This window comes from Borrelia turicatae 91E135, assembly GCF_000012085.2.
In the GTDB taxonomy this organism is placed as follows: domain Bacteria; phylum Spirochaetota; class Spirochaetia; order Borreliales; family Borreliaceae; genus Borrelia; species Borrelia turicatae.
Window position 1 is genome coordinate 69,131 of sequence record NC_008710.1, and the last position, 14,360, is coordinate 83,490.

The window sequence follows — 14,360 nt, forward strand, 5'->3', positions numbered from 1 at the left end:
TATGAAAAATAGTTTAATAATGTATTTACTAGTAAATAATCTATTACTAATACACTTTATCGGAATTGAAGACATAAAAATCAAAGATAATAAGACATTATCAAAAAAGTATTTGATTGTTATAATAACTTCTTTATTAATTTATTCAAGTCTTTTTTACCTTTATAAATTATTCTCAGAACATAACTTATTATTTATAATACCAATTATATATATAACATTGATCTACATACTAACGATAATACTAAAAACATTAAACAATATCTTAATTGTTTACAACAACAAATCAAAATATTCTAACGACTTTCTGCTATCCAATAGCAGTTTAATTGCAATAACATTCTTTTCCTTAGATAAAAGTCATAACTTTTTAGAAGGCATCAAAATACTCATTTTGTCTTCACTCAGCGTCCTAATAGCCCTTATATTAATAACCCTAACAAAGAAAAGTTTTGAAAAAAAATTAACATCAAAAATATTAGCCAATGAAACAATATATTTTTTTATAATGTTCATTTTATCTTTAATTCCAAATATAATTATGTTAATAAATAATATCGAGGGTCTATAATGAGAGAAAAAATAAATGAACTTTTGGAACAAATTGAAAATGTCTGGAGGAAGCTTTGACAGCAATAAGATCAAGGTAAAACTTAAAGAATATGAAAAACAAATAAATGATGAAAATTTCTGGAATGATAATAAAAAAGCACAAGAGATTCTTAAAAATCAAAATATTTTAAAAGCCAAAATTGAACCTTGGGAAGACTTGATATGTAAACTCAAAGACTTAAGAGAACTCTGCGAAATTGCAGAAAGCGAAGAAGACACAGCGCTACTCGATCAAGATATTAATAAACTAAGAGAACAGTATAAGCATCTCCTAACATTATCTTATTTTAAAGAAGATATTGATATAAATAATGCATTCTTGACAATACACTCAGGAGCAGGTGGCACAGAAGCTTGTGATTGGGTTAGCATGTTATATAGAATATACCTAAGATATTCTGAGAGACATGGATACAAAACAGAACTCATAGACTTACTTGAAGCTGAGGGAGGCATTAAATCTGTTACAATTGAAATAAAAGGAGAATATGCTTACGGATTTTTAAAAAGTGAAGTAGGAATACATCGTCTTGTAAGAATTTCTCCTTTTGATGCTGCAAAAAAGAGACACACATCTTTTGCATCTGTTTTCATTGATCCTGTAATTGATGATAAAATTGAAATAACAATTAAACCAGAAGATATTAGAGTTGATACATATAGAGCCTCGGGAGCAGGAGGGCAACATGTCAATAAAACATCATCTGCTGTTAGAATTACTCACCTTCAAACGGGCATAGTAACTCAATCTCAAACTGATAGAAGCCAACATAGAAATAAAGATCTAGCAATGAGAGTATTAAAATCAAAACTTTATGAACACTACAAAATACTAGAGCAACAAAAAAGTAAATCTAAACAAGAGGAAAAAAAAGATATATCTTGGGGCAATCAAATAAGGTCTTACATCTTTCAACCCTATACTTTAGTAAAAGATCACAGAACAAAATTTGAAAATCCAAATATCATCTCTGTTATGGATGGAAACATTGATAACTTTATAGAAGAATATCTTAAATGGAAAAATCTAAGTTAATCATAATATTATTTTTAATCTTAACATTAAAACTAGCATATCCTCAAAGTAACATTGAGTATGGCTTTTCTTATATCATCAACACACAAGATGAAAATAAAAATCTTCAAGAAGGCATTGAGCAAACACTAGATAAAATTTATAAGACAATCAATGAACATATTGTCAATAACAATGATAAAGATTTCATCAGACGCATTTACATAAATCAAAATATAGTAAATAAAGAACAAGAGATCAGCAAACTAAAAGAAGATATGGACAAAAAAAAGCTACAGAATGCAATAAGTTCCAGAGAAGAAAATAAAATAGAAATCAAGATAAATGAGCTTAAAAAAGACATTGAAAATATTAAAATTAAACAAAAAGAATTTGAAGAGTACCTTATAAATTTAAAAAAAATGAAAACAAAATACATAAAACATAAAGAAAAAATACATCCATCAAATTTAAACACAGAATTTTTAATAAGCCAAGAACTATTTTTTATCAATTACATACATCTTAAAAAGATAGAAAAATATTATCTAGTTGAAATTAGCAATATCACTCCTCAAGGAGTCAAGGTTAAAAAAGAAATTTTTCACCTATCATCATCCGTTGATGATATTGCAAACAAAATAGCAGAGCTTAGTTTTGAAGAAATATTAGGAAGAGAATTTATTAAGATTAAGATCAATGTCATCAATAATTTAGATGCCAAAATATATATAAATGAACAATTTGTATCAAAAGGAATATATAACAATGATATATGGGATATTTCTAAACTCCCTAACAAAGAAATTATCATTAACATCATAAGCACAACTTACAAACCCCATACAGTAAAGCAAAAGGTAAAAAGCGGAGATACAATTAACTTAAATATTAACTTACAAAAAGCAAATTATAGAAAAATACCAATTACAAGTAATGTAACATCCAAAGTATTTAAAAAAGGAATATTCATAGGAGAAACTCCAATTGAAATTGAAGAACCTGAGGGCATAGAATCTATTTTATTACAAGCTAAAGGATACAAAAACATGTTCAAAATGATAAGCAAAGAAGATAAAGAAATTAATATTGAAATGTTAAAAGACAATAAAAGCGAGCTTATCATCAAAAGAGATCAATTCTATATAAACCTCGGAATCTTCACATTAAGCTTAATAGGTACTGCCTTTGCCATAACAAAATATAATGAATCATCAGAACTTTATAATATCGCTTTAAAGAATATTATTAAACGTAAAATAACACCTCAAGATCTATACAACGTAAAATCAGAACAAATGATTACAACATTTTTACTTGGTACAGGAATCACACTTTCTGTTGGCAGTTTTATACCGTTAATAATTCATCTGGTAAAATATATTCAAGAAGCAAGCAGAGGTGAATAAATTATTGTAAAATTACTTAGTAAACAATAAAAAATAGGAGAATGAGAATTTTGGGTATTTTTGACAAGATAAAAAATTTATTTAAGAACAAAGAAAAAACACAAATATTTGAAAAATTAGAAGATATTCTCTTAGAAGCAGATATTAAAAATGATATAGTAATTGAAATAATAGAAAATATAAAAAAACTTAAGGTCAAAGATGAAGAAGAAACATTCTTAAAACTAAAAGACTTTCTTAAAAGTTACATAAACCAACAATCCCTCAACCTAGAGAATAAAAGATTAAACATCTTATTGATAATTGGGGTAAACGGAGTTGGCAAGACCTCAAGCATCATAAAGCTTGCAAATAAATTTAAAAATGAAGGTAAAAACGTATTAATAGCTGCAGCAGACACATTCCGAGCAGCAGCAATTGAACAAATTAAAATACAGAGCGAAAAAATAGGAATTAAAGTCATATCTCAAAATCAAGGAAGCGACGCAGCAGCAGTAATATTTGACAGCATTTCAAGTGCAAAGACCAAAAATTATGATATATTAATAATTGACACAGCAGGAAGACTTCAAAACAAAGAAAATCTAATCAAAGAACTCCAAAAAATGGATAATGTAATCAAAAAGCAAATGATCAAAACAGATGTTAACTATAAAAAGATACTAGTAATAGACTCTATCGCTGGAAAGAATATAAACAATCAAACAGAAATATTTAACAAAGCAATAGAAATTGATGGAATAATAGCCACAAAATTTGACTCATCATCTAGAGCAGGTGGAATAATAAATATTTCAAAATTATTTAAGAAACCAATATACTTTTTTACATTTGGAGAACAAGTAGAACATATTAAAGAATTCAACACTGATGACTACTTGAATAAATTATTATGACAACAAAGATAGTAATATTATTCTTAATATTTATAATACCAAGTACATATGGGCAAAATTACTTTATATCCGACGTATTTTTCAATAAGTATCAAGAAATATATGAAATTCCACAAACAGGATTCTACATTGAATACATGAAAATTAATGAAATTGAAAAATTTAGTCTCTTTAAAGACCTACAACTGATAAAATATAAAACACAGAAAACAATAAAAGATGATAAAAAAAAACTAACATTCTATAATGAAAAAGATATCAAAACAAAAGAAGAAATTTATGATAATTTGAATAATAAAATACAAGAAATAAAATATAGTCCTAAAGGAATAATTCTTGAATCTGTAAATTATTTTTACAAAAACAATGATTTAATTTATAAAGAAATCAAAATTTTAAATCAAAAGCCAAAAACACTACACTACATGAAAGATTCTAATGGCAAGCTTTTAAAAATAACAGGTTCAGATTTTCAAGTTTGGAATTACGGAATCAATGGAGAGATCAAGTCCACATACTTTGACATAAAAAAATCCAAAACAAAAGTAATTCAATATGATGATCAAAAAAGACATTTAGAAAGCATAATATTAGACAATAACAAAATCAAATCTAGAGAAAAAAATCAATATTTAGATGATAATGAAGTAATCAATACAGAAGAAAAAGAAGAAGGCAACATAAAAATTATATCAAAATATAAAGGTCCCAACTTAATCAAAAAAGAAATATACAAAAACAATGAAATAACAGAGATCAGTGATTTTGAATATAATGAATCTGGAAACGTTATAGTTGAAAATGTAATTGTAAAAGAAAACAAAAAAGAACATAACACTAAAACAAAATATGAATATAATTCTGATAATAGACTAACGTCAAAAACAATTTATGAGAATAACTTAATATTATTAAAAACTGACTATTTTAATGATCATGAATACGAACAAGAAATATACTACGATGGAAATCCTATCTTTAAAGTAAGATATAAAAATGACGAAATTATTGAAGAAATAAAAAGATATTAAGAGAGATAAAAATGGGATTAAATAAATTTTTATTGAAAAGATTGATTTTAGATGAACAAAATAGCTTATCACTCACAATTGTAATAATTTTAAGCATAGTGCTTGGACAAATCATTATCATTATCACAATATCAATAATGAATGGTTTTCAAAATGACTTTTTCACAAGCATATCTACTTTAGAGAGCGGTAATTTAAAAATTGAAAGCCAATTAAATGATCAAGAACTTAATGCTCTTAAAGAGATTAAAGAAATAATTCAAATAAATAAAATCTATGAAACACAAGGTATTGGAATCGAAAACTATTACTATCCAAGTATCTTGAATATAATTGCACTTGACACAAAAGACATAATAGAAGATAAAAATTTTATCCTACTAACAGGCCTTACACAATCTGAGCTTCAACTTAACGATGATGAAATCATAATAGGAGATGTACTCTCATACAACTTAGGCCTACTTGAAGGCGACATAATAGGATTAATATTAAGTGATGAAATAAAAAATTTACAAACATTAAAAAACGAAATAAAATACTTCAAAATAAAAGCCATTTTTAAGAGCAATTATGCCAAAATAAATGAATCCACAATATTTATGAACATTAATTACTTTTACAAAAAACAAATTATAAAAGATTCAGACATTAAATATCAAATCAAAACACAAAATTTATATCCTAGCAAAAGCTTAATAAACAAAATAAAAAATATTAATCCCAATATCCAATTTAAACCATGGAACGAATATAATAAAGAATTCTATAAAGCACTAAAAATAGAGAGGAATACAATGTTAATCATTTTAACAAGCATATTTCTTGTCATTGCCGTTAACACATATTATTTACAAAAAAGAATAATAATCAATAAAAGCAAATCAATTTCAATAATCTTATCTTTAGGGCTTAAATCGCAAAAAATCAGGAAAATTTTCTTAATTCATTCAGTAATAATCTGCATACTCGGGGGCATTATTGGATTAATTACAGGCATTATAATATCTTCAAATATCAATGAAATTTTAAATGTAATTGATATTTTAATAAATAGCCTGATTAATACTATAAATTATATATTAAAATTAAAACTAGAAAATATAGAAATAAAAATAGTTAAAAATACAATTACACCTAAAATATTTTTAAGTGATTTAATGTTCACACTATTTTTTGCTTGCTTGTTTACCATATGCTCAAGTCTAAAGGTAACAAAAAAGATCAAATATGTTGATAAAATAAACGGAGCCTCATAAATGAAAAATATTATATGTATAACGGAAATACATAAAACATATACTAAAAACAAAACAAAAATAAAAGTATTAGAAAATTTAAATTTAAATGTAAAAGATGGTGACTTTATTTCAATTCAAGGCAAAAGCGGATGTGGAAAATCTACACTTTTTAACATCATATCAGGAATTGATAAAATGGATTCAGGCGATATAATTTCATGCGGAATATCTTTAAAAGATGCAAATGAGAAAACCCTAAGTTTATATAAAAACAAAAAAATAGGTCTTGTATTTCAAAATCACAATTTAATTGATGAGTTTAGTGTATTTGAAAATATTATTTTACCTAAAATAATTGAGGGGAAAGATAACTTAGAAACAATAAATAGAAAAGCTCTACGCTTAATGAAAATATTAGAAATAGATAAAAGAGGGGATCACTACCCTTCAGAGCTCTCAGGAGGAGAAGCACAAAGAGCAGCAATTGCAAGGGCTTTAATAAATGAACCGAATATAATCTTATGCGATGAACCTACTGGTAATCTGGATATTAACACCGCAAAAACGGTAGAATCTTTATTAATAAACACAGCTAAAACATTTCATAAAACACTAATTTTAGTCAGTCACAATCCAGAATTTTCAAACAAAGCAGATATTAAATATGAATTTAAAGAAAAAACATTAAAGAGAATATGATGCGTCCAAATATCAAAGAACTCACAAAAATAGCATACATAATATTTATAAATTCAAAAAATAAAAAAGCCTTGATTGGTTCTGGAATGTCTTTAAGTTTAGTCATGATTCCTTTAATTATTGTCTACTACATGTCAAACAATATAATGAATTCTACAATAGAAAAATACATTGAAAATGAAGGATTTTCCGTACAAATTGAATATAATGAAATTCAAAAAGATACATATCTTAAATCTAAGCTAGAAAAATTAAAAAAAGAATACCAACATGATGAACTAAGATATTTTTTTGAAAGAAGAACCTACGGAATAATCGGAAATAATAAAAAACAAGGTGTATTAATAAGAGCAGTAGAGAACAAATTTATTGATGAAAATAAGCATATAAAATTAATAGACGGCAAAAAAAGCTTCAACAAAAATGAAATATTGATATCAAAACAAATTAAAGATAGACTTAATTTAAACATCAACGAATCTATTTATATAGTAGTACCAAATAATAAGCATCAAAAGATATTCCCCAAAGCAAAAAAGTTTAATATATCCGGAATCATTGAAACAGGTTTAAGAGAAATTGATAAAAACTTAGTTCTCATTTCACTACAAGATTCAAATATCATGTCGGAAGAATTTTCGAAAAGTATAATTGGAATTTCTATCAAACCCAATACAAAAGAAAAAACTGATAATTTAAAGAAAAACATTAAAAAAGAATTCCAAGAATACAAAATAAAAACATTTTATGAGCTTTACTTAAACAAATATACAAACTTAGATATCAGCAAAAAACTCTTAATATTTATTATGGCATTTATTGTAATATTTGCAAGTATTAATATATCCTCATCCCTTTGTATGTTAATACTTGAAAATAAAAAGAAAATTGCAATATTTAAATCAATTGGAATGAATAATTCAAGTCTCAAACTAATATTTATATTAATAGCACTTGTTCTAAGCTCAATATCTTGTATAATAGGAATAATTATTGGAAATTATATAACCATTAATATCGAACATTTAATTAATATAATAGATATCATTATTAATACAATTTTAAAAATATTTGGAACTGATAACACAGAACTTTTAAACTCTGATTATTATATCTCTGAATTTAATATCAAAATAAGTTACAAATTTAGCTTAATTATTCTTTTATCTTACACACTAATCAGTATTACAACAACGCTTATTCCTCTAAATATTATTTCAAAGTTTAAAGAAAAAGAAATTCTATAGATAAATCAATATTTTTATACATAAAAATACTATCTTACAAATACATTCACAATCTTAATAGAGGACAACTCTTCTTTAATATTTGGATAAATCTCTTTTGGGAAAATAGTCTTTAACGAAAAACTTTGCCTAGAATAAGGCTTAAGAAAAGAATTGGATTCAGAAATTAACTTTCGTTGCAGCGACCTAATAATCTGACTATCCTTAGAAACATAAGTCACTTCAATTTCCAAATCTTTAATATTATCCTTTGAATCATTGTAAACCTCTATTAAAGAATTAGCCTCATAAATTCCAAAAGATTCATTAAAATAACTTCCAAGATATTTAAAATTTAATATTGAAGAACTTGTTTCTAAATTAACACTAGACAAATTATCAACTTCACTAAAAAATTCAACTAAACGTATATCAAGAACCATTTTTTTAGGATGCCCATTAATCTCTTTAGAAATACTGTATATAAAATCAATTGGGGCATACACACCTTTACTCCATTTATTAGGAAAATCACTTGTCTTTTCAAAAACCTTATTTAAAATAGGCCTTCCCAAATCATCATAAACAGTAACACCATAATAAATCCTTTTAATAGGATCTTTAGCTGAAACAACTCCTGCTTTTAGCTGATAAGCATGTGCATCTTCAAAAACTAACACCTTAGCATCTTCAACTTCAACATGATATAAAACATAAGGACCTGCAGCAAGATTAACAGATTCAACCACTAAATCAGATGCCCTTGTAACTGAGGGTAACCCTTGAAAAGTAGTCCTATGCACATCTTTTACTTCATCAAGCTTTTCATAGCCACCAATAAAGGAATGCATTATTGTATATGTAATAAATGCAATAATAGCTATTAATACAAAACTTAACAATAATATTAATACTCGATGTTTTAACCTCTCAGCTTCATCATAATCTTTTAAGTTAATCCCACTCACTATTCCAAATTCTCGAGCCTGTAAACTTACATGTATCAATTTTTTATTTAAATTTTTACTATCTATTCTTTTTATAAGTCTCTTATAAAAATTAAAAAATGAAGCAAAAATAGATTTATTATGAAGAGAATACAAATATATAGTCTCAAGTTCTCTTAAAGAATCGCTCAGTTCTCCCATTTCCTCTAATCGCCGAGCTCTATCATATATCTTAGAAAAACGCATTTCAATATTTTCAATATCAGCATCAGAGATATCTGCTCGTTCAATAATATCTTTTATACTGTTTTCTTTTAAAATCTTATTTTTATACTTAGACAGCTTAGATAAATAAATCTTAATTCTTTCCTCAGAAGTTTTACTCATTATCTTCTAATTCATCAACTTTTTTTAAGAGCCAATAAGCAATATTTTTAGCAGTATCTTTTGTAATAGAAATCCCAACAAAAGAATTTATTAAAATTATCTTCTCTTTAGAACCCTTAAACTCTCCAGAAATCTCTTCCAAGACACCCTCTTTAGTCTTAGTATAAACAATTTCTTCAGGAATTTCTGTGGATTCAAAGACAAGATCACAAAAAATCTCTCCAGTATTAGTTACACTGCCATAAATATTATTAATAGGTACTAATTTATAATCCTCTGCTTTTTCAAATCTATAAATTATTTCTTTCATAAAACGAATTATAACATAAACATATCTTTAAAAGATAAAAGCTTAAAATTAAACATAATGATAAAATATAGACATCAGAACACAAATTGACTTAACAAAAAAATATAAGAAATTTTATATGTCAAAATAAAATAAAAAATAATGGTATAATTTTTAAAATAAAAATTCTTACATAAAAATAAAGAGTACTAAACAAATGGATCTTAATCTTATAAAAGACACAAATGAAACAGTCAAAATCCTAAGGAAAGACTTCCCTATTCTAAATAAAACTATTAATGATAAAAAAATCATTTATTTTGACAATGCCGCAACTTCTCAAAAACCACAAAGTGTGATTTCATCTATAGTTGAATACTACACAAATTATAATGCAAATGTGTACAGAAGCGGACATGAACTTGCAATACAATCCAGCTTAAAAGTAGCAAAAGTAAGGAAAATTGTCAAAAATTTTATCAATGCAGAATCTTGTAAAAACATAATATTTAATTCTGGTACTACAGATGGAATAAACACAGTAGTAAACTCATTACTTTTTTCAAAACTTTTAAAAAAAAATGACGAAATCATTACAACAACGCTCGAACACAATAGTAATTTGCTTCCTTGGATAAATATTGCCAAATTTTTAAAATTAAAAATTAAACTTGCAAAATTTAATGAAATGGGAATCATTCAACCAGAACAAATAAAAAACTTAATTACAAATAAAACAAGAATTATTGCTATATCTAGCATAAACAATATACTAGGAACTATACAAGATTTAGAAACAATTGGAAAGCTTGCTAGAGATAATAAAATTATTTTATTCATAGATGCAGCTCAAATGGCACCACATATGAATATAGATGTAAAAAAAATAGACTGTGATTTTTTAGTATTCTCAGGACACAAAATGCTTGCTCCAACAGGCATTGGGGTCTTATATATATCAGATAAAATTATAGATAAACTCAACAGTTCCAAATTAGGAGGTAACACCATAGAAGATATTTTCATGAAAAATGGAGAGCTTAACTTCAAAACCCTTGAACCTCCAAATAAATTTGAATCGGGTACACCAAACATTGCAGGAATTATTGGTCTTGGCAAAGCAATAGAATATATTAATAACGTCTCAATGGAATTTATTCAAGAACATGACAGAGCACTGATTGAATATTGTGTTGCAAAATTAAAAGAAATTGATGAAGTTGAATTCATTCTAAATAAAGATATCAAACGAAAATCAATAATATCATTTACAGTAAAAGATATTCACTCACACGACATCGAGACATATCTTGATACAATGGGAATTGCAATTAGATCTGGGAAAACTTGCGCTTACCTTGCATTTTTTTCAGAAAATATCAAAAAAGACCATCTACTAAGAATAAGCTTTTACTTATACAATACAAAAGAAGAAATTGATACTTTCATATCCTGCTTAAAGAGCACAATAAAAGCATTTTATTAAATTTATCTTTAAAAAAGCTCACAAAAGCTATTAATCATATTACATAAAGATTACAACACTCAATAATATCAAAGATAATGTGTACAAATTTTACTCATTACATAAAACTTAAATTAAATCAATATAAAAATATTATTGATTTAATCAAGCAAACCTCTTAAAATTGAAATATGTTTTCAGAAGAAACAAAAAAAGAACTAATACGATTTAGCAAAATAAAAAAGTATTATTTTAAAACAGATAAAAATCAAAGTTCAGTATATCATCAATCTAAGTGCGGTGACCAAATAACTTTTAAAATCAATGAAAGCAACAAAAAAATTAGATTAAAATACAACGCATATGGATGCATAATTTTTCTCTCAAGTGCTTATATCTTAACTAAGCTATGTGATAATAAACCTAGAAAAGAAATACTAGAAATCATAACAAAAACAATCAATAAAAATTTTGAAAATTTAGAAGAAATTGATAAAAGCCTTAAAAATTTTGAAAATTTCTTATATACAAATAGAAAAGATTGCTTCATGCTACCATACAAAGCTCTAAAAGAGATCTTGAATACCATTAAATAACTTTTAATTTAAGGAGAATTATATGAAAATATACTCTCACTCATCAATAGGATATGAAGGTGAACTCATTGAAATTGAAGTAGATATTAGAAAAGGAATATCAGGAATTGACATTGTTGGACTAGCTGGAAGTGAAATCAAAGAATCAAGAGAAAGGGTAAAATCAGCTATCAAAAATTCAGAATTTACTTTTCCAAAAGACAGGATATTAATCAATCTAGCACCAGCCGGTATCAAAAAAATCGGTACAGCAATTGATCTTTCAATCGCAACAAGCATTATAACTATAAAAGAAAATCAAAACAATAACTTAGAAGTTTTAATATTAGGTGAATTACAATTAGACGGACAAATAAGAGCAATTAAAGGAGTATTGCCTGCCATTTCACTTGCAAAGAAAAGAGGAATCAAATGTATAATCATACCTTTTGACAATTTAGAAGAATCTCTTTTAATAGAAAATCTAAACATCTGGGGAGTAAAAACTTTAAAAGAAGCCCTAGAAATAATAAGCAATCTTAACAACAATATATTTCCAGCAAAACACACAATTAACTTTAAAACAGAATACAATGAAGAAAAATTTGAATACGATTTTAAAAACATAAAAGGACAACATAGAACAAAAAGAGCACTCGAAATCGCAGTCGCTGGAGGTCATAACATCATGTTATTTGGTCCTCCTGGAAGTGGAAAAACTCTCAGCATCAAATGTGTACAGTCAATCTTACCTCCACTTACAAATAAAGAAATCATTGAAACAAACAGAATCTGGTCAGTCGCGGGTAAATTAATAGATACAAAAATCATAAGACAAAGACCATTTAGACAACCCCATCAAACTGCAAGTAAAGAAGGAATAATTGGTGGAGGCTCCAATGCACTTCCCGGTGAAGTATCACTTGCTCATAATGGAATTTTATTCTTAGATGAGGCTTTGGAATTCCAAAAATCAATACTACAATCACTTCGCGAACCAATAGAAGATAAGATGATCTCAATAGTAAGAGCAAGTTCAAAATCATTTAAATATCCTGCAAATTTTCAGTTAATGATTGCTACAAACCCCTGTCCTTGTGGCAACCTTGGAAAAAATGATACAGAATGTTTTTGTTCACAACAAGAGGTTTCAAACTACTGGAAAAAACTTGGAGCAGCAATGCTTGATAGAATTGATATTAGGGTACCAGTTAAACCAGTAGACAATGCAAAATTATTCCAAGAAGATAATGAAAGCTCGTGTGAAATCAGACAGAAAATAATAAAAACAAGGAACATACAAAGTAAAAGATACGCAAATATTGAAAATATTCACAAGAATTCTGATCTTAAACCAGAACATATTGCTATATTCTGTGAATTAGATAAAATACTTAGAGAAGAAATGATTTATATATTAAATAAACTCAATATATCATCAAGAGCAACTCATTCAATCTTAAAACTAGCAAGAACAATTGCGGATTTAAAAGAAGAAAACCATATTTCAAGGGAATCATTACTAGAAGCTATTGAACATAGAAAACATGGAGAAAGATTACTAGAAGAGTAAAAAAGCCCCAATTGGGGCAAAATTAAAACTCTATTTTATCAATATAACTCTTCAATTGACTAGCAGAAATTTTAAATTTTTCAAGCTCTCTATCACTTATTGTAAAATCAAGAACCTCTTTTATACCATCTTTACAAACAACAGAAGGTGCTCCAATATAAATATCCTTAACAAAATTACCATACTGCCCATTAATATATGAAGATATCGGCAAAATAAGGTTTTGGTCACTAATTATTGCATTAACAATTTTTTTAATACCAAGTCCAATAGCATAATAAGTTGCACCTTTAAGTTTAATTACCTCATAAGCAGCATTAACAACATTCTTGTGCATCTCATCAAGTTCTGCATCACTTACTTTTCCTTCAGCAAGATATTCTGATAAAGACTTCATAGCTATTTTAGTCTCATCCCAAGTAGCAAAAGAACTATCTCCATGCTCACCCATAATATATGAATGTATATTTTGAGTATTAACATTAAAACGCTCAGCTAAAAAATATCTAAGTCTTGAAGTATCAAGCGTTGTCCCTGTACCAATAACCTTATGAGTTGGAAAATTGGAATATTTCATTGTTACATAAGTCATAATATCAACAGGATTACTTGCAATTACAAAAATACCACTAAATCCACTTGAAACAACACTTGTTACAATTTCTTTAAAGATTTTAGTATTTTTGCCAACCAAGTCAAGTCTTGTCTCACCTGGTTTTTGATTAAGACCTGCAGTAATTACAACAATATCAGCATCAGAACAATCATCATAATTGCCAAATTCTATTTTAATATTTTTTTCTAAGAACATCTGACCATGGTTTAAATCCATGACTTCACCCTTAGCTTTGTCTTGAGCTAAATCAATAATTATAAGCTCATGAACAAGTGAGTTATCTATTGTCAAAGCATAAGCAAAGCTTGAGCCAACACCACCAGCTCCAACAAGAACAACCTTATTACGTTTAAGCATAAACTATCTCCATATAAAATTA

14 protein-coding genes are annotated in these 14,360 nt (G+C 26.6%); 11 read left to right on the forward strand and 3 right to left on the reverse strand.

Features of this window, described 5'->3' with window-relative positions:
* The first annotated feature begins 1 nt into the window (after position 1).
* From BT0_RS05920 to BT0_RS00395, 8 genes are all read left to right on the forward strand, one after another.
* Positions 2 to 571 carry a hypothetical protein gene (locus tag BT0_RS05920; protein WP_011772034.1) on the forward strand — a complete coding sequence of 190 codons (570 nt, stop codon included), beginning with the start codon at positions 2 to 4 and terminating at the stop codon, positions 569 to 571.
* Positions 571 to 1,648 (forward strand): peptide chain release factor 2 gene (gene prfB / locus BT0_RS00365; RefSeq protein WP_181005550.1). Its coding sequence is split into 2 segments (ribosomal slippage): positions 571 to 626 and positions 625 to 1,648, totalling 1,080 coding nucleotides; the frame shifts between segments, so codons are not numbered across the junction. Before BT0_RS05920 ends, prfB begins: the two co-directional genes overlap by 1 nt.
* Entirely contained in the window at positions 1,630 to 3,036 is a 1,407-nt protein-coding gene (locus tag BT0_RS00370; protein ID WP_011772036.1) for a hypothetical protein, read from the forward strand. Before prfB ends, BT0_RS00370 begins: the two co-directional genes overlap by 19 nt.
* A gap of 50 nt (positions 3,037 to 3,086) precedes the next feature.
* The gene (gene ftsY / locus BT0_RS00375) at positions 3,087 to 3,932 is read left to right on the forward strand and encodes a signal recognition particle-docking protein FtsY (RefSeq protein WP_041178550.1); all 846 of its coding nucleotides are present in this window, start codon (positions 3,087 to 3,089) and stop codon (positions 3,930 to 3,932) included.
* A complete protein-coding gene (locus tag BT0_RS00380) occupies positions 3,929 to 4,963 on the forward strand; it encodes a hypothetical protein (protein WP_011772038.1) in 1,035 nt (344 codons plus the stop codon). The genes ftsY and BT0_RS00380 overlap by 4 nt, the downstream gene beginning before the upstream one ends.
* Before the next feature lie 11 nt (positions 4,964 to 4,974).
* Positions 4,975 to 6,222, forward strand: a complete 1,248-nt coding sequence (locus BT0_RS00385) for an ABC transporter permease (protein WP_011772039.1) — start codon at positions 4,975 to 4,977, stop codon at positions 6,220 to 6,222.
* A complete protein-coding gene (locus tag BT0_RS00390) occupies positions 6,223 to 6,903 on the forward strand; it encodes an ABC transporter ATP-binding protein (protein ID WP_011772040.1) in 681 nt (226 codons plus the stop codon). It abuts the gene before it with no gap.
* Positions 6,900 to 8,150, forward strand: a complete 1,251-nt coding sequence (locus BT0_RS00395; RefSeq protein WP_011772041.1) for an ABC transporter permease — start codon at positions 6,900 to 6,902, stop codon at positions 8,148 to 8,150. Before BT0_RS00390 ends, BT0_RS00395 begins: the two co-directional genes overlap by 4 nt.
* Before the next feature lie 29 nt (positions 8,151 to 8,179).
* Here the strand turns inward: BT0_RS00395 and BT0_RS00400 are convergent, their stop codons facing one another.
* Together BT0_RS00400 and BT0_RS00405 are read right to left on the reverse strand one after the other, a co-directional pair.
* Positions 8,180 to 9,463, reverse strand: a complete 1,284-nt coding sequence (locus tag BT0_RS00400) for a hypothetical protein (protein ID WP_011772042.1) — start codon at positions 9,461 to 9,463, stop codon at positions 8,180 to 8,182.
* A complete protein-coding gene (locus BT0_RS00405; RefSeq protein WP_011772043.1) occupies positions 9,456 to 9,773 on the reverse strand; it encodes a hypothetical protein in 318 nt (105 codons plus the stop codon). Before BT0_RS00405 ends, BT0_RS00400 begins: the two co-directional genes overlap by 8 nt.
* A gap of 196 nt (positions 9,774 to 9,969) precedes the next feature.
* Between BT0_RS00405 and BT0_RS00410 the strand changes: the two genes are divergently transcribed.
* From BT0_RS00410 to BT0_RS00420, 3 genes are all read left to right on the forward strand, one after another.
* Positions 9,970 to 11,238, forward strand: a complete 1,269-nt coding sequence (locus tag BT0_RS00410) for a cysteine desulfurase (protein WP_011772044.1) — start codon at positions 9,970 to 9,972, stop codon at positions 11,236 to 11,238.
* Positions 11,239 to 11,408: 170 nt separating this feature from the next.
* Positions 11,409 to 11,813, forward strand: a complete 405-nt coding sequence (locus tag BT0_RS00415; RefSeq protein WP_011772045.1) for an iron-sulfur cluster assembly scaffold protein — start codon at positions 11,409 to 11,411, stop codon at positions 11,811 to 11,813.
* Between the two features lie 22 nt (positions 11,814 to 11,835).
* The gene (locus BT0_RS00420) at positions 11,836 to 13,365 is read left to right on the forward strand and encodes a YifB family Mg chelatase-like AAA ATPase (protein WP_011772046.1); all 1,530 of its coding nucleotides are present in this window, start codon (positions 11,836 to 11,838) and stop codon (positions 13,363 to 13,365) included.
* A 22-nt stretch (positions 13,366 to 13,387) separates the two neighbouring features.
* On the opposite strand, the gene BT0_RS00425 is transcribed toward BT0_RS00420, so the two are convergent.
* Positions 13,388 to 14,338: an L-lactate dehydrogenase gene (locus BT0_RS00425; RefSeq protein ID WP_011772047.1), complete on the reverse strand. Its 951-nt coding sequence runs from the start codon at positions 14,336 to 14,338 to the stop codon at positions 13,388 to 13,390.
* Between the last annotated feature and the right edge of the window lie 22 nt (positions 14,339 to 14,360).